The 22,256-nt window shown below is 64.7% G+C and carries 20 protein-coding genes and 1 riboswitch; of the genes, 13 read left to right on the forward strand and 7 right to left on the reverse strand.

All coding sequences use genetic code 11. From position 1 onward, the window contains the following. Nucleotides 1–11 precede the first annotated feature (11 nt). From neuC to JJ959_RS16925, 4 genes are all read right to left on the reverse strand, one after another. Nucleotides 12–1,160 (reverse strand): UDP-N-acetylglucosamine 2-epimerase, encoded by a 1,149-nt coding sequence (gene neuC / locus JJ959_RS16910; RefSeq protein WP_292886190.1) that lies wholly within the window; start codon nucleotides 1,158–1,160, stop codon nucleotides 12–14. 6 nt (nucleotides 1,161–1,166) lie between these two features. Then, nucleotides 1,167–2,351: a LegC family aminotransferase gene (locus JJ959_RS16915; protein ID WP_292886193.1), complete on the reverse strand. Its 1,185-nt coding sequence runs from the start codon at nucleotides 2,349–2,351 to the stop codon at nucleotides 1,167–1,169. Further along, nucleotides 2,351–3,349, reverse strand: a complete 999-nt coding sequence (locus JJ959_RS16920; protein ID WP_292886196.1) for a GDP-mannose 4,6-dehydratase — start codon at nucleotides 3,347–3,349, stop codon at nucleotides 2,351–2,353. Before JJ959_RS16920 ends, JJ959_RS16915 begins: the two co-directional genes overlap by 1 nt. 97 nt (nucleotides 3,350–3,446) lie before the next feature. After that, the gene (locus JJ959_RS16925; RefSeq protein ID WP_292886199.1) at nucleotides 3,447–4,775 is read right to left on the reverse strand and encodes a nucleotide sugar dehydrogenase; all 1,329 of its coding nucleotides are present in this window, start codon (nucleotides 4,773–4,775) and stop codon (nucleotides 3,447–3,449) included. A gap of 53 nt (nucleotides 4,776–4,828) precedes the next feature. Between JJ959_RS16925 and JJ959_RS16930 the strand changes: the two genes are divergently transcribed. The 3 genes from JJ959_RS16930 to JJ959_RS16940 all read left to right on the forward strand — a co-directional run bounded on the left by JJ959_RS16930 (nucleotide 4,829) and on the right by JJ959_RS16940 (nucleotide 7,677). Next, entirely contained in the window at nucleotides 4,829–5,695 is an 867-nt protein-coding gene (locus JJ959_RS16930) for a phytanoyl-CoA dioxygenase family protein (protein WP_292886202.1), read from the forward strand. Nucleotides 5,696–5,824: 129 nt separating this feature from the next. Beyond that, nucleotides 5,825–6,610, forward strand: a complete 786-nt coding sequence (locus tag JJ959_RS16935) for a class I SAM-dependent methyltransferase (RefSeq protein ID WP_292886205.1) — start codon at nucleotides 5,825–5,827, stop codon at nucleotides 6,608–6,610. A gap of 35 nt (nucleotides 6,611–6,645) precedes the next feature. After that, nucleotides 6,646–7,677, forward strand: coding sequence for a hypothetical protein (locus JJ959_RS16940; protein WP_292886208.1), 1,032 nt, complete (start codon nucleotides 6,646–6,648; stop codon nucleotides 7,675–7,677). A gap of 27 nt (nucleotides 7,678–7,704) precedes the next feature. Here the strand turns inward: JJ959_RS16940 and JJ959_RS16945 are convergent, their stop codons facing one another. Then, on the reverse strand, nucleotides 7,705–8,625 hold the full coding sequence (locus JJ959_RS16945) for a pirin family protein (RefSeq protein ID WP_292886211.1): 921 nt from the start codon (nucleotides 8,623–8,625) through the stop codon (nucleotides 7,705–7,707). Nucleotides 8,626–8,950: 325 nt separating this feature from the next. Between JJ959_RS16945 and JJ959_RS16950 the strand changes: the two genes are divergently transcribed. Genes JJ959_RS16950 through JJ959_RS16975 form a run of 6 tightly spaced genes read left to right on the forward strand, consistent with a single transcriptional unit; the run spans nucleotide 8,951 to nucleotide 13,670 of the window. After that, a complete protein-coding gene (locus JJ959_RS16950; RefSeq protein ID WP_292886213.1) occupies nucleotides 8,951–9,826 on the forward strand; it encodes a shikimate dehydrogenase in 876 nt (291 codons plus the stop codon). 8 nt (nucleotides 9,827–9,834) lie between these two features. Beyond that, nucleotides 9,835–10,377, forward strand: coding sequence for an SAF domain-containing protein (locus tag JJ959_RS16955; RefSeq protein WP_292886216.1), 543 nt, complete (start codon nucleotides 9,835–9,837; stop codon nucleotides 10,375–10,377). After that, on the forward strand, nucleotides 10,374–11,054 hold the full coding sequence (locus JJ959_RS16960; RefSeq protein ID WP_193188739.1) for a glycosyltransferase family A protein: 681 nt from the start codon (nucleotides 10,374–10,376) through the stop codon (nucleotides 11,052–11,054). Before JJ959_RS16955 ends, JJ959_RS16960 begins: the two co-directional genes overlap by 4 nt. Then, nucleotides 11,051–11,713, forward strand: coding sequence for a hypothetical protein (locus JJ959_RS16965; protein ID WP_292886222.1), 663 nt, complete (start codon nucleotides 11,051–11,053; stop codon nucleotides 11,711–11,713). Before JJ959_RS16960 ends, JJ959_RS16965 begins: the two co-directional genes overlap by 4 nt. Next, on the forward strand, nucleotides 11,710–12,423 hold the full coding sequence (locus tag JJ959_RS16970; RefSeq protein WP_292886225.1) for an acylneuraminate cytidylyltransferase family protein: 714 nt from the start codon (nucleotides 11,710–11,712) through the stop codon (nucleotides 12,421–12,423). The genes JJ959_RS16965 and JJ959_RS16970 overlap by 4 nt, the downstream gene beginning before the upstream one ends. Before the next feature lie 56 nt (nucleotides 12,424–12,479). Then, nucleotides 12,480–13,670, forward strand: coding sequence for a methyltransferase (locus JJ959_RS16975; protein ID WP_292886227.1), 1,191 nt, complete (start codon nucleotides 12,480–12,482; stop codon nucleotides 13,668–13,670). A 67-nt stretch (nucleotides 13,671–13,737) separates the two neighbouring features. Here the strand turns inward: JJ959_RS16975 and JJ959_RS16980 are convergent, their stop codons facing one another. Next, entirely contained in the window at nucleotides 13,738–14,895 is a 1,158-nt protein-coding gene (locus JJ959_RS16980; protein WP_292886230.1) for a glycosyltransferase, read from the reverse strand. Nucleotides 14,896–15,196: 301 nt separating this feature from the next. Here JJ959_RS16980 and JJ959_RS16985 point away from each other — a divergent pair, with 301 nt between their 5' ends. Both JJ959_RS16985 and JJ959_RS16990 read left to right on the forward strand, forming a co-directional pair. Beyond that, complete coding sequence (locus JJ959_RS16985) at nucleotides 15,197–15,844, forward strand: putative 2OG-Fe(II) oxygenase (RefSeq protein ID WP_292886232.1); 648 nt, start codon at nucleotides 15,197–15,199, stop codon at nucleotides 15,842–15,844. A 98-nt stretch (nucleotides 15,845–15,942) separates the two neighbouring features. After that, nucleotides 15,943–16,533, forward strand: a complete 591-nt coding sequence (locus tag JJ959_RS16990) for a methyltransferase domain-containing protein (RefSeq protein WP_292886235.1) — start codon at nucleotides 15,943–15,945, stop codon at nucleotides 16,531–16,533. A gap of 53 nt (nucleotides 16,534–16,586) precedes the next feature. On the opposite strand, the gene JJ959_RS16995 is transcribed toward JJ959_RS16990, so the two are convergent. Next, nucleotides 16,587–16,982 (reverse strand): hypothetical protein, encoded by a 396-nt coding sequence (locus JJ959_RS16995; RefSeq protein ID WP_292886238.1) that lies wholly within the window; start codon nucleotides 16,980–16,982, stop codon nucleotides 16,587–16,589. Between the two features lie 126 nt (nucleotides 16,983–17,108). Then, nucleotides 17,109–17,321: riboswitch (cobalamin riboswitch) on the forward strand. A gap of 88 nt (nucleotides 17,322–17,409) precedes the next feature. Between JJ959_RS16995 and cobW the strand changes: the two genes are divergently transcribed. Both cobW and cobN read left to right on the forward strand, forming a co-directional pair. Further along, nucleotides 17,410–18,438 carry a cobalamin biosynthesis protein CobW gene (gene cobW / locus JJ959_RS17000; RefSeq protein WP_292886241.1) on the forward strand — a complete coding sequence of 343 codons (1,029 nt, stop codon included), beginning with the start codon at nucleotides 17,410–17,412 and terminating at the stop codon, nucleotides 18,436–18,438. Nucleotides 18,439–18,468: 30 nt separating this feature from the next. Then, nucleotides 18,469–22,227 carry a cobaltochelatase subunit CobN gene (gene cobN / locus JJ959_RS17005; RefSeq protein ID WP_292886244.1) on the forward strand — a complete coding sequence of 1,253 codons (3,759 nt, stop codon included), beginning with the start codon at nucleotides 18,469–18,471 and terminating at the stop codon, nucleotides 22,225–22,227. Nucleotides 22,228–22,256: the final 29 nt, after the last annotated feature.

Consider the following 22,256-nt stretch of genomic DNA (forward strand, 5'->3'; position numbering starts at 1 on the left):
GACCCCCGGCTTCAAGCGTCGAAGAACCGTTTCATGTCGAGGTTTTCGAACGGCATGAATTTTCTGAGAGCCGCGAGCACACGTTCCGTGGCGCGTCCGTCGCCATATGGGTTGACCGTTCCCGAACAATCCATTTGGGCAGCCGTGACCATGGCAGCAGCGATGGCACCGCGCTCAGGTGGACAGTCGATAACCGACGCCGCCTTGAGGCGGCCGTCCTGGCGGCAACCTATATTCACCGTCGGAATCCCGAAGGACGGAGCCTCATAAAGGCCGCTCGACGAGTTGCCGACAACCATCGTGGCATGCTTCAAGGCAGCGAAGTAGAGATCCTGCCCGAGCGAGTCGCGTGCAATGATCCGGTCGGACTCGTGCGCCATCGCCTCCAGAAGACGGTTGAGCTCTGCTCCTCCAGAATCGGCGTTGGCGTAGGTGACAAGCGCAGTCATGTCGTCAGGCAGCTCCTCGAATGCCGAAAGCAGTTCCGCAAACTGTTCCGAGGGCGATCCCTTGTCCGCCGTAGCCGGGTGGAATGTCGCCACGAGAAAACGCGTACCGAGAGACGCTCCGACCCGGCGTTCCACCTCCTCCCGTGTGAGCCGTTCGCGCGACAAGATGGCGTCGAGTGCAGGCGTTCCGGTGTTAAAGACTGTGTCCGGATGCTCGCCCATCCGGATCAGGCGCTCCCGCGCGGGCTGGTTTGTCGTCAAATGCAAATGAGAAAATTTCGATATTGCATGACGTAATCCGTCGTCCAGCGATCCGGATGTGACGTCCCCGCCAATCATATGGGCGATCGGGATATTGAGCAGGTAGGCCGCCGACGCGGCGGCAAATGTCTCAAAGCGATCACCAAGCAAGAGAACCAGATCGGGCCGCCGCATTGCCCAGGCATCGGCAAATCCGGCAAGGGCGACGCTGGTCGAATGCGCGACATCGAGATCGCTGCCACCGGAAGCATCGCAATCGATCTTGCCCGCGATCTCGAAGCCCGCCGCCTCGACCTCGTCCACCGTGTTCCCGAAGCGGGGGGAAAGATGCATACCGGTCACGTAGAGGTCGAGATCAAAGTCCGGCGCAGCGCGGAGCGCGTCGAGCACCGGTCTCTGGATTCCGAAATCGGCGCGGCTTCCCGTTACGCAGGCAATACGTTCCGCCATGATGCGCTACACCCTGCGGCCGAGTTTTGCGCTGCTCGGAAGGTTGACGATCCGGTCCACCAAGGCTTCGGTCACCCTCAGCGAGGTCCGCGGGCAATCGCGGTTGAAGGACAGTTCGTGCATCGGCGTCCAGCACGGACGGGCCTGAATCCCCTCGTCGTTCAGCCTTGCGAGCAGACTGTCCCGTGCGGCACGGTCGGGAACCAGCACTGCATTCAGCCAGTAATTCCCGCGACAACCCTCGGGCTCACGGAAAAACTCCACTCCCGGAATTCCGCTCAGCGACCGGTCATATTCAGCGGCCAGAACCCTCTTCTCCTTGAGGAACCGGTCAAGCATCTCGAACTGCGCGCAGCCCAGCGCGGCATTCAGGTTCGGCAGCCGGTAATTGTAAGCGATCTCGTCATGGTCGAAGGCCCAGCGATGCGGCAGTTTTGCCGTCGTCGTCAGGTGTTTCAGGTGCTTCGCGAGAGCTTCGTCGTCGGTCACGACGGCGCCGCCGCCGCCGGTCGTGATCGTCTTGTTGCCATTGAAACTGACCGCGGCGAGCTTGCCGAAACTCCCCATCGGGCGGCCGTTCCGGCTGGACCCGAGGCTCTCCGCAGCGTCTTCGACGACGACGATATGCCAGCGCTCCGCAACCTCGGCGAGCCGCTCCATCCGGACCGGATGACCGAACACATGCATCGGCACGACGGCGCTGATCCGCCGTCCGGTCGAGCGGTTCCAGGCCGCGCCGTCCCGAAGCTCAGCGATCTCCTCCAGGTAGGCGTCGAGGGCATCCGGATCAAGCCCGAGCGTGGCATTCTCGCTGTCGACGAAATGCGGCACGGCGCCCGCGTGATAAACCGCGTTGGCCGACGCGACGAAGGTCAGGGCCTGCACCAGCACCTCGTCGTCCCGCGCCACTCCGGCGGCGACAAGGGCGATGTGCAGGGCGGCCGTTCCGCTGACGCAGGCGACGCCGAACTTCGTGCCGGATTTCTCCGCCACGAGCTTCTCGAACCGGTCGACATAGGATCCGACCGAGGAGACCCAGCCGGTCTCGATGCAGTCGGTCACATATTCCTTCTCGCGTCCGATGAATTCCGGCTCGTGCAGCGGCAGCGGGCGGTTCTCGGGCAGAACCGAAATGACGGCGGCGACAAGCGCGTCCTCGTCGTAGCTGCTGTTCTTCAATACGGCCGTCATCAGACCTGGTACCCTTCGGGATAGCGCGCGAGATTGGCGGGGTCGGTGAACCATTCGATGGTCTTTTCCAGACCCCGGTCGAAGCCGTCGCGGCCGCCATGCGCCGGCGCCCAGCCGAGGATCTCCTCCGCCACCGCAACGCCCGCAAAAAGCCGCTCGACCTCACTTGCCTCGGGCCGGAGACGCTCCTCGTCCGAGACGATCTCCACATTGCGTCCCATGACCCGGCCGATCGCCGCCGCGGTCTCGCCGACGGAAATCTCGAAGCCGCTGCCGATGTTCGTCACCCGGCCGATCGCCTTGTCCGCCCGCATCGCCGCGACGAAACCGGCAGCGGTATCCCGGACGAAGGTGAAGTCGCGTGTCGGCGAGGTGGCGCCGAGGCGGATTTCCTCCGCGCCGCGCGCAAGCTGCGTGATGATGGTCGGGATCACCGCGCGGGCGGACTGGCGCGGACCGTAGGTATTGAAGGGGCGGAGCACCGCGACCGGCAGGCCGAAGCTCTTTTCGTAGGAGAGCGCCAGATGATCCGCCGCCGCTTTCGAGGCCGCGTAGGGGCTTTGCGGATTGACCGGATGTTCCTCCGTGATCGGGACGAACTGCGCGGTGCCGTAGATCTCGCTGGTCGAGGTGCAGACCACCCTCTCCGTCTCCCAGAGCCGGGCTGCTTCCAGCACGTTCAGCGTGCCGGTCACATTCGTGTCGATATAACTTTCAGGTGCCCGGTAGGAGTAGGGAATCGCGATCAGTGCGGCGAGATGCAGGATTGCCGAGGCGCCCTTGGCAGCGCCGACGACGCAGCTCCGGTCGCGGATATCGCCGAGCACAATCTCGAGCCCGCCGCGCAGCTCCTTCGGGATCGTCTCCAGCCAGCCGGTCGCACCGAAGGAATTGTAGAGCGCGAGCGCGCGCACTTCCCTGCCCTCTTCCAGCAGCGTCTCGACCAGATGCGAGCCGATGAAACCATCGGCACCGGTCACCAGAACCGGACCCGTCATACCTGTCCCCGAATTGATACGTGCGCGGCGACGATACATGAAAGCCCGCGCGGCGCGAAGATGCGGAATTGTATCGATTTTGTCCCGCTACCGGCCGTCAGGCGGTGACGATGCGATCCCCTTCGTGACCACGCGCCCGCATGGCGTTGCGGGTATCGACCACCAACCGCGCCCGATCCGCGATCAAGGCATAATCGACATCGTCGTGATCGGTGACGATCAGCACCGCGTCCGCCGCGGCGACCCGCTCGGCCGTCAGCGCCACGCCGGTCCGTCCGGCGAGATGGCCGAACTCGCGGCTCGGCAGGATCTCCGGAATCCAGGGATCGTGGAAGGAGACCGAAGCGCCCGCCGCGTCCAGCTTCTCCAGGATGGTCAGCGCCGGGCTCTCGCGCTGGTCGGCGACGTTCTTCTTGTAGGCCATCCCGATCAGCAGGATGTCGGCGCCGCGCAGCCCCTTGCCCGATTGCAGGTCCACCGCCTCGCGCAGCCGGTCGATGACGTAATCCGGCATCGCCCGGTTGATCTCGCCCGCGAGCTCGATGAAGCGGGTCGTCTGGCCGACGCTGCGGGCCTTCCAGGCGAGATAGAAGGGATCGATTGGGATGCAGTGCCCGCCGAGGCCCGGCCCCGGATAGAATGGCATGTAGCCGAAGGGCTTGGTCGAGGCCGCTTCGATCACCTCCCAGACATCAATGCCCATGGCGCCGTAGATCAGCTTCAGCTCGTTCACCAGCGCGATATTGACTGCGCGGAAGACATTCTCGGTGATCTTCACCGCCTCCGCCGTCGACGCGGAGGAGACGGGTACGACCTTCTCCAGCACCGCGCCGTAGAGTGCCTCCGCCGCCTGTCCGGAGGCCGCGTCCATCCCGCCGACCACCTTCGGGATCCGGCCGATGGAATACTGCGCGTTGCCGGGATCCTCTCGCTCAGGGGCGAAGGCGAGGAAGAGATCTTCGCCGAGCTTCAAGCCCGCGCCTTCCAGGATCGGCAGCAGCACCTCTTCGGTCGTGCCGGGATAGGTGGTCGATTCCAGCACCACCAGCGCGCCCTTCTTCAGCACCGGCGCCAGCGCGGCGGCGGTGTCGCGGACATAGCGGAGATCCGGGTCGCGCTCCGGCGTCAGCGGCGTCGGCACACAGATCAGCACCGCGTCCGCATCGCCGAGGTCTGCAATCACACTGGTCGGGCGGAAACGCCCGGTCGCGATCTCGTCTCCGACGCCGTCGACCGGGATATGCGGCAGGTAGGAGCGCTCCGCCTTCAGCATCTCCACCTTGGACCCGTCGATATCGTAGCCGGTGACCGGAAAGCCGGCCCGGAGGCAGGCCAGCGCCAGGGGCAGGCCGACATAACCGAGGCCGATCACGCCGACCCGCGCCTCTTTCGCCGCCACCCTGTCGAGGAATGCTTGCACGCTCATGGGCACTGTCCGTAGCCTGAAGCCGGACGCCACGCAAGCACGGGAGAGTGAGGATGGCCGGTCTCAGCGACATGCAAAAGGACGCCTTCTGGCGCGACGGCTACCTCACCATCGAGAACGCGGTCTCTCCGGATCTGCTCGGACGGCTGCGCAACACCTTCGACGGCTGGGTCGAGGAGAGCCGGGCGCATGACACGCCCTACGGCGAGACCATCAACAACAAGCCGCGTTTCGACCTCGAGCCGGGCCACACGGCCGAGAAGCCGGGCCTCCGCCGCGTCAACGCGCCGGTCGAGGTTTCCGAGGCCTACTACGAGGCGATGGCCTCGAGCCGGATGACCGACTGCGTCGCCGACCTGATCGGCCCGAACGTGAAGTTCCATCATTCCAAGATCAATTCGAAGCTGCCCGGCGGCGCGACCCAGGTGAAATGGCACCAGGACTTCCCCTTCACCCCGCACACCAACGACGACGTGATCACCGCGCTGCTGATGGTCGACGAGGTGACGGAGGAGAACGGACCGCTCGAGGTGCTGGCCGGTTCGCATCTTGGCGAGATACACGGCCTCTGGCACGAGGGCATCTTCACCGGCGCGATCGACGACAATGTCGCCGCCGAGTGCAAGAAAAAGGCGGCACTCTGCACCGGCCCGGCGGGTTCCGTCTGCCTGATGCACACCCGTCTGCTGCACGGCTCGGCCCCAAACCTTTCGAACCGGCCTCGCACCCTCTTCATCTCAGTCTATTCCGCCGAGGATGCGGTGCCGGTCTCGCCCAACCCGATGCCGAACAGGTACGAAGGCACGATCGTGCGCGGTGTGCGTACCGGCCGGGTGCGGTCGATCCCTTACGAGATCACGCTGCCTCAGTTGCCCTCGACCGCGTCCTTCTTCGACCAGCAGGCCAAGCACAAGGCGTGATCGGGACCACCCCGAAGCGAGAACGCGAAACCGGAACCACTTCGATGTTACCGGAGCGGCCATGCCGGGGTCATCAGGCGAGCATGCCCGGTGGCCTCCCCACCAGGACTTCGAACGGACAACAAAAACATGAGCGATACCGACACCTCCGCCAGAGATGTTCAGAAAAACAAGCACGCCCTTGGACTTAAAAAATCCGACTGGGACGAGATTTTCAATTACTTGCGGCGGCGTCCCCAGACCCTGTTTTTCTCGCGCGACCTGCGGGTCTATATCGCGAAAAAGCGGGCCGGAATGTTTGCAAGTTTCCAGCGGACGGCGAGCAATCCGAGCGGCAAAGCGATAGATATCACGATCCCGCACAACAAGCGGATGATGGACAATTTCGTCGAGTCCCACGTTGAACGCCTCATCCGCCCGCTTTCCGTGATCGATCCCGTCTATGAGAAGGCTTCAAACATGCGCGTGCTTTCGATCGGCCCGCGCAACGAGATGGAAATCTTCAATCTGATCGCCCACGGCTTTCATCCGGAGAATATTTCCGCCATCGACCAGGTATCGAACTCTCCCCTGATCGATATCGGGGACATGCATGCCATCCCGCACCCGGACAACAGTTTCGACGTGATGATCAATGGCTGGGCACTGCCCTACAGCACCGATCACCAGACCGCGGTCAACGAGATGTGCAGAATCCTCAAACCGGGCGGTCTCTTCTGCATCGGCTTCACCCGCATTCCTCCGGGCACGGATGAGTTCAAGCGCGCGGAAGCCGATGGCGGTATCAACAACACACACTCGGATGACATTCTCCGACTTATCGGCGAGGAGCGGATTGACGAGGTCGCATTCCGACACGATCCTCTGGATAAGTCGCGGAAAGGCGTCATCCTCCTGATCGTGCGCTTGAAGTAATCGGGACCGCATGCCCAGAACTGTTGAGGCCGTTTGTGAATAACCTGATCGATAAAACAACGCCGATAGCCAGATTCTTCCAGTACGACAATCTGGACTGGTACCGCAGGTTTCTCCTCTCTTTGCGCTACAACATCAATCCGCGCGACTACAACAATTTCGCCGACATCATCGCGAAGTCGATGAACCAGATTCATGGCTTCGGCGCCCCGTCATACGACGGCGACGACGCCACGACACTTGAGGACTGGGCACGCGGCATACGTCAGGAAGGTTATGTCGAACTCGGACAGATGATCGATCAGAAGTCCATCGACGAAATCCTCGAATACCTCAAGGGGCGGAAAACCTCCTATCTCTGGGACAAGTCCCTCCCGCCTTTCCTGCCGGACGACGCGCCCGAGCAAGTCAGCGTCGCAAGCTATGACCAGACCACGATCGCGATGGCACCGCACCTGGTCCGGCTCGCCAATCATCCCAGGATCATTTCGGTGCTTCACCGGTATCTCGGAATGTATCCGTCCCTCATGTCGCTCGAGGCCTTCTGGTCGTTTCCGCGGGATCAGGCCGAGCACGCCCAGCTTTTCCACGTCGACCAGCACTGCTACCGCTTCTGCAAGCTTTTCCTCTATCTGACGGATGTGGACGAGGAATCCGGCCCGCACGTCTATGTCAGCGGCAGCGGCGACTACGCCGCACATGGCAGGCTCCTCAAGGAGAAGTCCGGCGGCGATCCTGCGCTGTTCGCCAAATACCAGGAGATGCTGAGGAAACAGCGCAAGACGGATGCCGAGGTCGAGGAACTCTTCGGAAAAGACCGGATCGTCACCAAAACCGGCAAGGCCGGCACGGTCCTGCTGGGAAACACCGGGAGCCTCCACAAGGGTCAGCTGCCGAAATCGAAAAAGAGGCTGATTTTCTCAGCGCTCTACACGATGCTGCCGACCATCAAGGACGAAGTGTCGATCACGCCCCTGGCTCACCTCCGAGACGAGATTAACGCGGCCTATCCGGGCGTCTATACCAACGACCAGATCGCCTATCTGAACCGCCTGGTCGCCGTCTAGTTACCGGAAAAGTCGGGGACCGCCGCCTCAGATCCCCGTCGCGCCTTCCCGGATAAACGTTCCCTCATTGAGGTCGCGGATCGCCTGCATCAGCTCCTCGCGGGTGTTCATCACGATTGGGCCGTGCCAGGCGACGGGCTCCCTGATCGGCTTGCCGGCGACCAGCAGGAAGCGCACGCCCTCCGGCCCCGCCGTCACGGTGATCTCGTCGCCCGTGTCGAAGCGCACCAGCGTCCGGTTGCCGGTCATGTCGCGGAGGTTCAGCTCCTCGCCCTGGAACTCCTTCTCCACCAGCACGCCGACCGGATCGGAGGCGTCGCGGAAGCGGCCGGCGCCGGCGAAGACATAGGCGAAGGCGTTCATGTGGGTGTCGACCGGCAGCCGCTTCGTGCTGTTCGGCGGTACCGAGATGTCGAGATAGAGCGGGTTCGCCGCGATCCCGTCGACCGGGCCGCGCTTGCCCCAGAACTCGCCGGTGACGATCTTCACCTTCGTGCCGTCGTCGTCGATGATCTCCGGGATGTCGGCCCCGGAAATGTCCTGGTAGCGCGGCGTCGTCATCTTTTCCGACGAGGGCAGGTTGGCCCAGAGCTGGAAGCCGTGCATCTGCCCCGCGGCGTTCCCGCGCGGCATCTCCTGGTGCATGATGCCGGAGCCCGCCGTCATCCACTGCACCGATCCCGCGCCGAGCACGCCGTGATTGCCGAGCGAATCGCCGTGCTCGACCTCGCCCGCCAGCACATAGGTGATGGTCTCGATGCCGCGATGCGGATGCCAGGGGAAGCCGGCCTTGTATTTCGCCGGATCGTCGTTGCGGAAATCGTCCATCATCAGGAACGGATCGGACTCGGTCGGATCGCCGAAGCCGAACACACGGTGCAGATGCACCCCCGCGCCTTCCATCGTCGGACGGGCAACGGACTCGGATTTCACAGCGCGGATCGACATGGCTTGCCTCCAGTTCTCAGGGCACGGCCGGATGGCCGCGCAGACTGAGAGATGGGCCGATCATAGCGCATTTGGAGGGGGAGATTGTTCGTGGGTGGGGACAATCTGTTTGCCTGCTTCATCGTCATCCCGGCCGGAGAGCCGGGACCTTTCGATCGAAGCGCTCATCGCCTCTCGTCATGAGGTCCCGGGTCAAGCCCGGGATGACGATCAAGAGGAGAGTTCTTCACCCTTCCCTCCCCCGCCCCACCTGCGCTAAACCATCACCCAGTTTTTTCGGCGGGATTCCGCCGCCTGTCGCACTGCCAACCGGGACGCTCTCCACGTGCAGGACTTTCTCGACAACGACCCGAACATCACGACCTCGAAATATGCCGCGATCCTCGGGCTGACGCCGTCCAAGGGTGCGCGCTCGCCGCTGCTCTGGAACGCCGCCTTCAAGGCCGGCGACATCGACGCCGCGATGGTGCCGATGGACGTGACGCCGGGAAACCTCGCGGGCCTCGTCGCGGCGCTGAAAGCCGATGCGCGCTATATCGGCGGCGCGGTTGCGGTGCCGCACAAGCAGGCGATCGCGGCGCTGCTCGACCGGCTGGAGCCGGAGGCGGAACGGATCGGCGCGGTGAACGCGATCTACCGCGACGGCGACGCACTCGTCGGCGCCAATACGGACGGCGCGGGCGCGCTCTCGCAGATCGCCGACGCACTGCCGGATCTTTCCTCCCGCAAGGCGGTGCTGATCGGGCTCGGCGGCGCCGGGATCGCGGTCGCGGCCTATCTTGCTGGCGCGGTGAAAGAGCTGGTGGTCGCTAACCGCACCGAGGCGAAGGCGAAGGAAGCGGCGATCCGGCTCGGCGCGAACGTCTCGTCCGTTGCCCTGCCGCTGACGACGGAGCTGATCTCGGACTGCGGCCTGCTGGTGAACTGTACCACGGCGGGCTACCAGGACGGCCAGGCGGGCACGCCGCTCGGCGCGGAAGCGGATGCGCTGCTGGCGGCACTGCCGGCGGACGCACTGGTCTATGACATCATCTACCAGCCGTTGGAGACCGAGCTCCTCTCAAAGGCGGCAAAGCGCGGCCTCAAGACGCGGAACGGGCTCGGCATGAATCTCGACCAGGCGGTGATCGCTTTCCAAAAGGCCAATCCAGGCGCGCTGACCATCGACCAGGTGCGCGACGCGATGCGGAACGCGGGGTAGGCGGTGCGATGAAGATCCGGCCTCTCGGCGAACACGAGCATCCCTTCGAGCATGGCGTGATCCTGCTCGGCGACCATGCGGACACGGTGGAGGCGGAAGCCTGGCCGATCCATCTCGACGCCATCCGGCACGAGGAGCTGAACGAGGTCGCGGCCGATTTCGACATCGTCATCCCGGCCGATCATCTGACCAAGCCGCCCCTGCTGAAGGCGGGCACCCGCGCTGCCTATCTGGTGCACGATCTCGACGCGCTGGAACGGCTCCGGGTGCTGGAGGAGACGGGCGAGCTGAAGGGCCCGATCCTCTTCGCGCCGACGCCTGTGGCGCGGCTCGAGCTGCACCGCCTCGCCCGGCCGACGCTGAAGGCGGCGCGGCCGATCCCGCTCGGTAAGGTGCTGGAAGCCGCCGATATCGCCGAGGAGAAGGGCGGGCCCGGGATCTGCGCCAGCCTGAAAGAGACGATCCTCGGCAAGAAGGCGCTCTACGATCTCGGCGAGGGCGCGGCCCTCGATTTCGGGGTCGTCGACGAGGACGATTGGAGGAAGCCATGATCAGCGTCGTGCTCCGGGCCAAGAACGAGGCCGCCTGGATCGGCCGCTGCCTGACCGCGCTGAAGCACCAGCGGGTGAAGGATATCGACGTCATTCTGGTCGACAACGACTCGACCGACGACACCCTGCCGATCGCCGAGGCCTACGGCGTGAACATCAAGTACATCAGCCGCGAGGAGTTCTCCTACGGGCGGGCGCTGAATATCGGCATCGCGGCGGCGAAGTACGACACGGTGGCGCTGATCTCCTCGCACTGCGTGCCGGTGGACGAGCTCTGGGCCGACTACCTGCTCGCTCATCTCGGTCCGAACGGCGACCCGAAGCTCTGCGGCATCTACGGCCGCCAGGAGCCGCTGCCGGATACCAGCGCGGTCGACCGGCGCGATCTCTGGACCACCTTCCGCGACGAGCGGGTGCGCCAGCGCCGGGACTACTTTTTCCACAACGCCAACTCGGGCATCCGCAAGTCGATCTGGGACGAGCATCCGTTCGACGAGGAGATCCGCGGCGTCGAGGATAGGGAATGGGGCAAGCGCATGATCGCGCTCGGCCACGAGATCCTCTACGAGCCCGGATTGCGCGTCTATCACCATCACGGCATCCACCAGGGCCGCGACGAGGGCCGCGCCAAGCGCGTTGCCGAGGTCATCGACTATATCCGGACGAGCGCGCCATGAGCGATACGCTGATCATCATCCCGGTCTATTCCGGCGCCAGCTCCACTCCGCGGATCGTGAAGCCGCTCGACGGCACCTCCAGCCTTGTCCGCACCATCGAGGCGGCGCTCGAGGACCTGCCGGACGCGCGCATCGTGCTGACCGCGGACGACAATGCCGTGAAGCAGCAGGCCGCGCCCTATGCGGACCGCATCACCATCCACGACCGGACGGCCGAGTCCTATACCGACGCACTCGTCGACGTGCTGGACGCCTTCCCGGCGGAGCAGATCGTCGTGATCGAGCCGACCCACCCATTCCGCCCGCGCGGCCTGATCCGGCGCACGGCGGAGAACCTCGCCGCGCGCGAGCATCTCGACAGCGTGGTCTGCGTCCGCCAGTTCGACGCCAGCCTCTGGCGCCTCGATCCGGACAAGACGATCCAGGCCCTCGGCCCCGGCGGCGACCGCCGCAGCTCGACCTATTTCCAGGAGGTCGTGGGCCTCGCGCTGGCGACCCGTCCGGAGCTGATCCGCGAAGGGCGCCGGCTCGGCGACGCGGTCGGCTTCGAGGTGGTCGACCAGTTCTGGGCCCTTGTCGATATCCGCGACGACATGAGCCTCGCCATGGCCGAGATGGTCGCGGACCGTTTCACCGAATTCAGGAATTCCATCGCATGAGCAAGTCTGACCGCGTTCTCGCCATCCTGCCCGCCCGTGGCGGCTCAAAGGGCCTGCCGGGCAAGAACGTGAAGCCGATCGGCGGCAAGCCGCTGATCGCCCATTCCGTCGAGCATGCGCTCGCCTCCGGCGTCTGCGATCGGGTTTTGGTGACCACCGACAGCGAGGAGATCCGCGACGCGGCCGTCGCCGCCGGCGCCTGGTGCCCGTTCCTCCGCGAAGGCACGCTGGCCGAGGACCTGACCCCGACCGAGCCGGTCCTGAAGGACGCGCTGGAGCGCGCCGAGGCGCTCGACGGCCCGTTCGGCATCGTCGTGTTCCTGCAGCCGACGGACATCTTCCGCAAGCCGGAATGGATCGCGGAATGCGTCAAAAGGCTGAAGGCCGACGACAGCCTCGAGACCGTCTTCGTCGCCAACAAGACGCACAAGAATTTCTGGTCCCGCAACGACGCGGGCGAATGGGAACGGGTGTTCGACTGGATGGCGATCTACGGCCCGCGCCAGACCCGCAAGCCGCTGTTCCGCGAAGATACCGGTCTCGCCTCGGCGATCCGCGCCGACCTGATCCGGGCCGGCAAGCGCACCGGCATGAAGGTCGACATCCTGGAGATCGACGATTTCGCCTCCGGCATCGACATCCACGACGCCTTCGACCTCTACATGGCCGAGAAGGCGCTGGAATATTTCGCCAAGCACGGGGGTCGGTGAACCGGTCCGTACGACCGCTTCTTCCTGAGAGGCCCGGCCTCCTCTACCATGCGGGCATGGCTGAGGATCCCGGGAACGAGGTCGATATTCTGCGCGAGGCCGTCGGCTCCGGCGATTGGGCGACGGCGCTCCCCATCCTGCAACGCAAGGCAAGAGACGAGGCCGGCCACTCCCGGCACTGGTCGAACCTGGCATCCGCCCAGCGCGCATCGGGACAGAGTCCGACCGCGGCTCTCAAGCGGGCCGTTCTCATCGATCCCGGTATCCCGTCCTACCTGAACGATCTCGGCGCCGACGACAGGGAAGGCAAGACGGCCGCCTCGCGGCTTCTCGTGCTCGATCCCCTGCATGGCGCGGCGGCACTGATGAGCGCCCTCAAAGCTCTCGGCGAGCAAAACCGGACGCACAGTTTCCGGCTCCTCAGGCGGCTCCGGATCTCCGAGCCGGCCAATCTCGACGCGACCTTCATTCTCGGCCAGTTCCTGGACCTCGCCGGACGCGCCGGGGAAGCCATCCGGCTTTACCGGGCGACGCTTTGCCTCGCTCCGGACGACCCTATGGGGGTGCGCCGTGATCTCGCGCGCCACGGCGTCGCTCCGGTGCGCCAGGCCTACAGCAGCGCCTACGTGAAACGGGTGTTCGACGGCTATGCGAAGAATTTCGACGCGCACCTGACCGAACGACTCAAATACTCCGGCCCCGAGGAGCTTCGGCGTCTCGGGCTCGCCTCCGGAATTCTGCCAGACGCACGCAAAGTCGAGCACATTATCGATATCGGCTGCGGAACCGGTCTCTCGGGCGCAGCGGTCCGGCCTCATTGCGCGGAATTGACGGGAATCGACATTTCTCCCGAGATGCTGGGCATCGCCGGGGAAAAGAAAATCTACGACCGGCTCGTAGAAGGAGAAGCCGTCGCCGCGCTTGAGCGGGAAGACACACTCTACGATGCCGCAATCGCGGCAGATGTGAGTTCCTATATCGGCGATCTGGAGCCGTTTTTCCGTAAGGTCGGCGCCAAGCTGCAGCCAGGCGGTGGGCTTCTCATGACCGCGCATGAACTGACCGGAACGGATGAAGACGGGATCGGCATCGGTCTCGACGGCGCCCACAGCCATAGTCTCGACTATCTCGAAACTGCCGCCAGGACTGCGGGACTGACGCTTCTTGACGCCCGTCGCGGCTCGATGCGCGAGGAAGGCGGGGTCCCCCTTTCCACCCTCTTCCTGGCATTCACGAAACCCGTCTGAAACCGCTCCGGCTCGGCTTTCACAAGGCGGGGCCGCGCCCGAAAGCGGCAGATCGGGAGCCGGGCTATCAGATAAGGTCGCCCTGAATAGTGTCAAAGCGGTTCTTCAGTTTGTGCTCTGCGCGTGTCTTCATCATTCCGGCCACTGCCAGATCGCGCAGCGCGTCCACATCCGCTAGGGAATCCTCGATATATTCCTTGAGATGCTTCAGATCGAACGGATTGAAGGTGAAAACCTCTTTTCCGACCTCGAAGTTGTTCTCGATAAAGCTGTTGCGCTCCGAGAGCACGGCGCTTCCCCTGTTCTGGGCGTTGAAAAAGCGCTCCGTCACTCCGTTGGTATAATTCGGGAGGTGGTTGAAGGTCATTTTCGCAAGACACATCGTAAAGAGGCCGGTGCCGAAACCCGGGCTCAGGTTGGAATATGTAACCGGCCGCTCGATAATCCTCTCGATAAGTTCCTTTTGCGGCGAGACCACGGTCAGTTTGTCGAACCCCTTCAGAGCCTTGAACATGCGAAGCCGGTTTTCGGCGCGATAGAGGTTGTCAATCCAGCAGAGGATCCGCCGCAACGCCGGCTTGTCGGAAACGGATATGTCGAGTCCTAGGTCCCGTTCCGTATCGAACGCCAATTGCGTAAGGGACTTCCGCTCTCCGCTTCGCAAGCGCTCCGATACGCCGGCCGCGAATTTACGATAGGGCGGCTGCAGCGCGTTCAACCTCTCGCTGGAGGGGTTCAATTTCTCCAGATCGATGCTGCCGACGAAAAGCAACTCGACCGGGCGCTTCCGGAATGTCCGGGAAACGAAATCCTCGTCGGCAACCATCGGCCCGAGGTCCGTGGCCCAATGGGGAAAGTGACGCGGCGCGTTCGTCGATCCGAACCAGTAGGGAATATCCTCGATCGTATCTCCATCGGCGCACAGCCAAAATTGCCTCTCTGATGTACCCTGCACACGCGAATGATGGATCTGAAACGGGTTGTCCTGATGCCAGCTCAGCGCTTTGAAATTCCTTGGCAATCCGAGGGACTCTGCCGAGTTGTTCATCAGGAAGCAGATATCTTCGCCAGTAATATCCTCGTAAGCATATTCCACAAAACTGTCGAATGGCCCATTGACGACGTTCCATCTTTCCGCACTCAACTCATTTGCGATGTCCTGCGATGCAAAATAGGTAAATTCATTTGTGCGATTGATAATGTTGACGAACGCTTTTCTTCCCAAGCCTTCAAACTCCCAGACCAGATAGGCAACTAACCATTCTCATTCTTGAAAACACCGAAGCGCCAACCGCTAGCGTCGACACAACCATCCGTCCGTCAACCCGATCGGAGCGAACCAGCCCAGACTATAGCGATCGAAATTCTTCGCTGCAGCGCTGAAGATCGCATTTGCCGTCGCATCGTGAAGCCGACGCCCAAATTGCCCGCTTCACAAAACTGGGACAATCCGGGGTTTGACCCCATCGCGCCGACCCATGCTAATCATACCTGAACCGCAAGGCTTGCCGAGGGGGGACCGGCCGATGGAGCTCAAGTTCGATTCACGCACCGACGTTCTGGAGGTCTTTCCGACGCGCCTCTTCATGTTCTCGATAGACGGCGCCGAACCGCTCAACGATGCACTTAAAGCAGCGGTGCTGACGCGGGAGGCTTCCGGCGAACTGGGTGCGGCTGGGGTGATCGGCGGCTGGAGATCGAGCGGCAACCTTTTCGGCTGGGCAGATCGCGGCATCGATACGATCCGGCAGACCGCGACCGGCGCCCTGCAAGCGGTCATTCCGCAGATTACCGGCGGTGCAATCAGCTTCGAGACCGAGCTGTCCGGATACGCCAGCGTCCTTCGCTATGGTGGCTACGAGAAGCGCCATCTTTCGCCAGGCCACCATCTGACGATGGTATACATCATTGATGCCGGCGACGCGCCGAACGAGGACGCGCCGGAGAGCGGCACCATCGAAATCGACGATCCGCGCGCCCAGGCGGAGCTTGCCGGCCTGCCGATCGATACGGTGGGGCGTTCCGTGATGATCACACCCAAGAGCGGTCAGATGATCGTATTGCCAAGCTGGCTGCATATACGCACCAATCCTTATTTCGGGGACGGGGAGCGCGTGACGCTGACGCTGACGGCAACAGTGACCAGTTTGGGGAAAAGCGACACCACTCCTTAGGCCCGGCATCGGTTTACCGCCATCGAGACGCTGACATCCGGCCGAACAGGTGCGTATTAGTGCGTCAACGAAGCCGATCTATTGGAGGATCAAGACTCTTGAACCATCTCGATCAGAAAGACGGACTGCATCTTGGCTGCGGAAGCCAGATTCTCGATGACATGGTCAACTTGGACATCGTTGCCGGCGACGGGGTCGATCTTGCGTTTGACTTGGATGCAGTAGCCTCCACGCCGCTGCCGTTCGAGGACAACCGCTTCTCGAGATTTCTGATGCATCACACACTCGAGCACTTGCACCGTCCGCTGGACGTCATGCAGGAGCTTTATCGCGTCGCCAAACCAGGGGCCGTATTTCAAATCGCCATCCCGCACGGGTTTCATGAGGACGCTTGGGTCGATCCGACGCATACACGGCCATATTTTCCGAAAACTTTTCAATATTTCGGGCAGCCGAAATACTACGGCATGGACTACGGCTATACCGGCGACTGGGACGTGACGCGGTGCGAACTCCGCATCGAGCGGCGCATTGTCCAAGGAAAAACCAAGAACGAAGTCATGACGATGGTCAGAACGTGCAACAGCATCGTAAAGGAGCTTTATGTGGAGCTCACAGCGATCAAGCCCGCGAGACCGAGAGAACGCTCCCTGCTGAAGCCACCCGCTGAAACACTGGTGATTATCTGAAGAATTCCGGGCGTCCCGATACTTCAGGATTCGCCGCTGGCCTCTGACGAGGTTCAGACGGAAATATTCACCAGCGAGCCGCGTTCGAGCTGCTCGGCAAGTGCAACGCGTTCCGCCGATTCCGCATCGAACAGGGCCTGACGCCTCTGATCGGCCGTATCGGAAGCGGTATCCACCGCGCTTCTGGCCTCCCGCAGGTCGGCCTCGCGCTGGGCGACGACCCGCTCGGCCGCCTGAAGCGCCGATTGCGCCTGCGAGACAGCCGCACTCTGCTGGCTGGAACTGCCAATGACGGAACTCGCCGCGACGGCGGGACTTTCCGCGGCGGATACGGGCTGCGGGGTGGTGGCCGTCGTCGAACTGCCCCCGGGAGCCGCCGGTTGCGCCGCGCCGACAAGGTTGAGCGCACTGAGTTGCTGGGATACCGAAGTCGTTGATGCAATCGCCATCTGGTGACTTTCGATTCTCGTCCGTCAGGTCGGGACTACTTGTCTTTTCAAGGGCAATGTAACCGATGTTCTCCTCAGGAGTCGATTCCGGCTCGGACGGTCCTTGACTTGGACGCCGCCCCATCCGACAAAAGTCCCGCAGACGGTTCCCCTCGGGGATCAAAAGGGAACGCGGAGGTCCGGTCCAACAGGACGGTCCAGGCCGCGGCTGCCCCCGCAACTGTAGCCGGCGAGCGCTTCGACCGGAGGCCACTGGAGGCAGGAAACTGCCGCCGGGAAGGCGGACGGAGCGCGTGGACCCGGCGAGCCAGGAGACCTGCCGTCAGCATCGTCGCCCGCTTCGGTCCGGGGTGTGTCCGGGGCACGGTCTTCCGTTCGGTGACGAGACGTGACATCACCGGCCTGTGGAAGGCCCGAGGAGGCAGACATGAGTGAGAAGATCCCCGCGACCGTCATCACCGGATTTCTCGGTGCCGGCAAGACCAGCATGATCCGGCACCTGGTCGAGAACAACGGGGGCCGCCGTTTCGCCTTCATCATCAACGAATTCGGCGATCTCGGCGTCGACCGCGAGCTGCTGACCGGCTGCGGCATCGAGGGCTGCAGCGACGAGGACGTGATCGAGCTCGCCAATGGCTGCATCTGCTGCACGGTCGCGGACGATTTCCTGCCGACCATCGAGGCGATCCTCGCCCGCCCGGACAAGCCCGACCACATCATCATCGAGACCTCGGGCCTCGCCCTGCCGAAGCCGCTGGTGAAGGCCTTCGCCTGGCCGGAAGTGCGCACCCGCACCACCGTCGACGGCGTGATCGCGGTGATCGACGCCGCCGCCGTCTCCGAGGGCCGCTTCGCCGACGATCACGAGGCGGTCCAGGGCCAGCGCGAGGCCGACGAGTCGCTCGACCATGAGAGCCCGCTCGAGGAGCTGTTCGAGGAACAGCTGCAATGCGCCGACATGGTGGTGCTGAACAAGACCGACCTGCTCGACGAAACCGGCCTCGCCAAGGTCCGGGAGACCGTCGCCCCCTATCTCCGGGGCGGGGTAAAGACCGTCGCCAGCGCGCACGGACAGCTCGGTGCGGACGTGCTGCTCGGCCTCGGCGCCGCGGCGGAGGACGATCTGGAGAGCCGCCCGTCGCACCATGACGACGGCCACGAGCACGACCATGACGATTTCGACAGCTTCGTGCTGCCGCTCGCCTCGGTCGAAGACGTGGACGCATTGGAGGAACGCATCGTCGCCGCCGTCCGCGAGCACGACATTCTCCGTGTGAAGGGCTTCCTCGATATTCCGGGCAAGCCGATGCGCCAGGTGATCCAGGGCGTCGGCCCGCGCATCCAGCGCTATTTCGACCGCGACTGGAAGGGCGGCGAGACGCGGGAATCCCGCCTCGTCGTGATCGGCCATCACGGGCTCGACCGCGACGCCATCGCCGCCGCCATCGCCGGGTAAGAAACCCGGCCTCTCCTCACCGGAGGCCCCATGCATCTTCTGGCGGCAACACCCGGCACGGTCACCGACGGCAGCGAGGCGGTCGATCTCGGCCAGACGCCGGGCGACATCCTGATCCTGAGCGCGGCGGACACGGAGCTGTCCTGCCTCGCCCAGGGCTATGCGCAGGTGACGGCAGCCCATGACGGCCCGTTCCCGAGCCTGCGCCTCGCCAACCTCATGCAGCTCGGGCACAACCTCTCCGTCGATCTCTATGTCGAGGAGATGGTGGCGCACGCGAAGCTCGTCATCGCGCGGGTGATCGGCGGCACCGGCTACTGGCCCTACGGCGTCGAGCAGCTCTCGGCCCTCTGCCGGCGGAAGAAGATCCCGCTCGCCTTCCTGCCCGGCGACGACCAGCCGGACCCGGAGCTGACCGGACACGGCACGCTCGACACCGCCGCCTGCCAGCGGCTCTGGCGCTACCTGATCGAGGGCGGGATCGGCAACGCGGCGGAAGCGGTGCGCTATGCCGCGAGCCTCGTCGGAACCGAGACGGACTGGCGCGAACCGGCACCGCTGCCGAAAGCGGGCTACTACCTTCCGGGCCGCAATCACCCGTCTCTCGAGGAGGTGCTCGCCGCCTCCGCGCCGGACGCGATCCCGGCACCCGTCGTCTTCTACCGGGCGCTGGTGCAGGCAGGGAACGCGGCCCCGGTCGACTCGCTGGTCGAGGCGATGCGCGCCGAAGGCTTGGCTCCGGTGCCGCTCTATGTCTCCAGCCTGAAGGACCCGGTTTCGGCCGACCTGATCCGGGACACGATCGAGGGCGCGCCGCCCGGCGTGATCCTGAACGCCACCGGCTTCGCGGTCTCCAAGCCCGGTGCTCCCGGCAGCGCAACACCGTTCGATCCGGCCGACTGTACCGTGCTGCAGGTGATCTTCTCCGGCGGCAACCGCGAGGGCTGGGAGGCCTCCACCGCCGGTCTCTCCGCCCGCGACATCGCCATGAACGTCGCCCTGCCGGAAGTGGACGGGCGGGTGCTCGCCCGCGCCGTCTCCTTCAAGGCCGAGGCGCGGCGGGACGCGGCAACGGAATGCTCCATCGTCACCTACGCCCCGGTCCCGGACCGCATCGCCTTCACGGCAAAGCTCGCGGCGGGCTGGGCGAAGCTGCGTGCGACGTCGGCCGGGGAGCGCCGGATCGCGCTGGTGCTCGCCAACTATCCGAACCGGGACGGACGGCTCGGCAACGGCGTCGGGCTCGACACGCCGGCGGGGACGGTGAACGTGCTCCGCGCGATGAGCGATGCCGGCTATGGCGTGCGCGATATCCCGATCAACGGCGACGCCCTGATCGGCCGCATGTCCTCAGGCCCGACCAACGATCTCTCCGACCGCGCCAACCGCAAGGGTGGTGCCACGCTCCCTCTCGACGCCTACAAGGAAGCCTATGCGGCGCTGCCGGAGAAGGTCCGGAGCGAGATCGAAGGCCGCTGGGGCAAACCCGAAAGCGACCCCTTCGTCACCGGCGAGGCCTTCCGGCTCTCGGTCCTCACGCTCGGCAATGTCGTGGTCGGAATCCAGCCGGCGCGCGGCTACAACATCGACCCGACCGAAACCTACCACTCGCCCGACCTCGTCCCGCCGCACGGCTATCTCGCCTTCTACATCTGGCTGCGCGGTGAGTTCGGCGCCCATGCGGTCATACACATGGGCAAGCACGGCAACATGGAATGGCTGCCGGGCAAGGCGCTGGCGCTCTCGGAGGAGTGCTATCCGGAGGCCGTCTTCGGCCCGGTGCCGCATCTCTATCCTTTCATCGTCAACGATCCGGGCGAAGGCACGCAAGCGAAGCGCCGCTCCGCTGCCGTCATCGTCGATCATCTGACCCCGCCGCTGACCCGCGCCGAGAGCTACGGACCGCTGAAGGAGCTGGAGGGGCTGGTCGATGAATACTACCAGGCGGCCGGGGTCGATCCGCGGCGCCTGAAACTGCTCTCGGAACAGATCCTGGAAAAGATGGCCGCCATCGGCCTCGACAAGGATCTCGGTCTCTCCGTCACCGACGACGCGGCGGAGAAGCTGAACCGGCTCGACGGCTATCTCTGCGAGCTGAAGGAACTGCAGATCCGCGACGGGCTGCACATCTTCGGCGCGGCGCCCGAAGGACGGCTGCTGGACGATCTGCTGACCGCGCTGGTGCGGGTGCCGCGCGGACAGGGGGAAGGCGGCGACGCCTCCCTGCAACGGGCGCTCGCCCGCGATCTCAGGCTGGAAGTCGCAGGCGAGCCCTTCGATCCGCTGGCCGCGGACATGACCGAAGGCTGGACCGGCGCGCGGCCGGATGCGCTCGCGTCGGTCGACGATGCGCCCTGGCGCAGCCACGGCGACACGGTCGAGCGGCTGGAACTGCTGGCCCACGCGCTAGTCGCCGGGCGCGCCGAACCGAACCCGGCCTGGGAGCGCACGCGCGCCGTGCTGGACGCCGTAGCCGCGCATCTCCGCCCGACCGTCACGAACTGCGGCGATGCGGAGCTGGACGGGCTGCTGAAAGGCCTCGCCGGCCGCTTCGTCGCGCCCGGCTCCTCCGGCGCGCCGACCCGCGGACGGCCGGACGTGCTGCCCACCGGCCGCAATTTCTATTCCGTAGATACTCGCGCGGTGCCGACGCCTGCGGCCTGGCAGCTCGGCTGGAAATCCGCCGCGCTGCTGCTCGAGCGCTACCGGCAGGAGAACGGCACCTGGCCGGAGCGGCTCGCCCTCTCCGCATGGGGCACCGCGAACATGCGGACCGGCGGCGACGATATCGCCCAGGCCCTCGCCCTGATGGGCGTCAGGCCGGAATGGGACGTCGCCAGCGGCCGCGTCACCGGCTTCGAGATCCTGCCTGCCTCGGTACTGGACCGGCCGCGCGTCGATGTGACCTTCCGCGTCTCCGGCTTCTTCCGCGACGCCTTCCCGTTCCAGATCGACCTGCTCGACAGCGCCGCCCGCGCGGTCGCGAAGCTCGACGAGACGCCGGCCGAGAACCCGCTCGCCGCCCGCTACCGCGCCGACGCGGCCGCCTTCGAGAAGGCCGGTATCAGCCGCGAAGCGGCGGAGAAGCAGGCCGGCTACCGCGTCTTCGGCTCCAAGCCCGGCGCCTACGGCGCGGGGCTGCAGGCGATGATCGACGAGCGGCTCTGGGAGAGCGAGGAGGACCTCGCGAAGGCCTATGTCGCCTGGGGCGGCTATGCCTACGGCAAGGGCGCCGAGGGCGAGGCCGCGCATGCGCTGTTCGAGTCGCGCCTGAAGGACGTCGAACTGGTCCTGCACAACCAGGACAACCGCGAGCACGACCTGCTCGACAGCGACGACTACTACCAGTTCGAGGGCGGCATCACCGCCGCGATTCGGCATCTCTCGGGCAGCCAGCCGAAGATCTATCACAACGACCATTCCCGGCCCGAGAACCCGCGCATCCGCTCGCTCGACGAGGAGATCGCGCGCGTGGTGCGGGCGCGCGTCGTGAACCCGAAATGGATCGCGGGCGTGATGCGCCACGGCTACAAGGGCGCCTTCGAGATGGCGGCCACGGTCGACTACATGTTCGCCTTCGCCGCCACCGCGCGCTGCGTCGGCGACCATCATTTCGACGCCGTCTACGATGCCTATCTGGACGATCCGGAGGTGCGCGAGTTCCTCGAGCGGCACAATCCGGCGGCGCTGAAGGAAATGGCGGCGCGGCTGAAGGAAGCGCTCGACCGCGGGCTCTGGCGCCCGCGCCGGAACGCGGTGCACGGGGAATTGACGGCGCTCGCCGGTTGACCCCTCGGGGGTCCGGGGTGCCATGATGA

Source organism: Nisaea sp., assembly GCF_017640745.1.
GTDB lineage: Bacteria > Pseudomonadota > Alphaproteobacteria > Thalassobaculales > Thalassobaculaceae > Nisaea.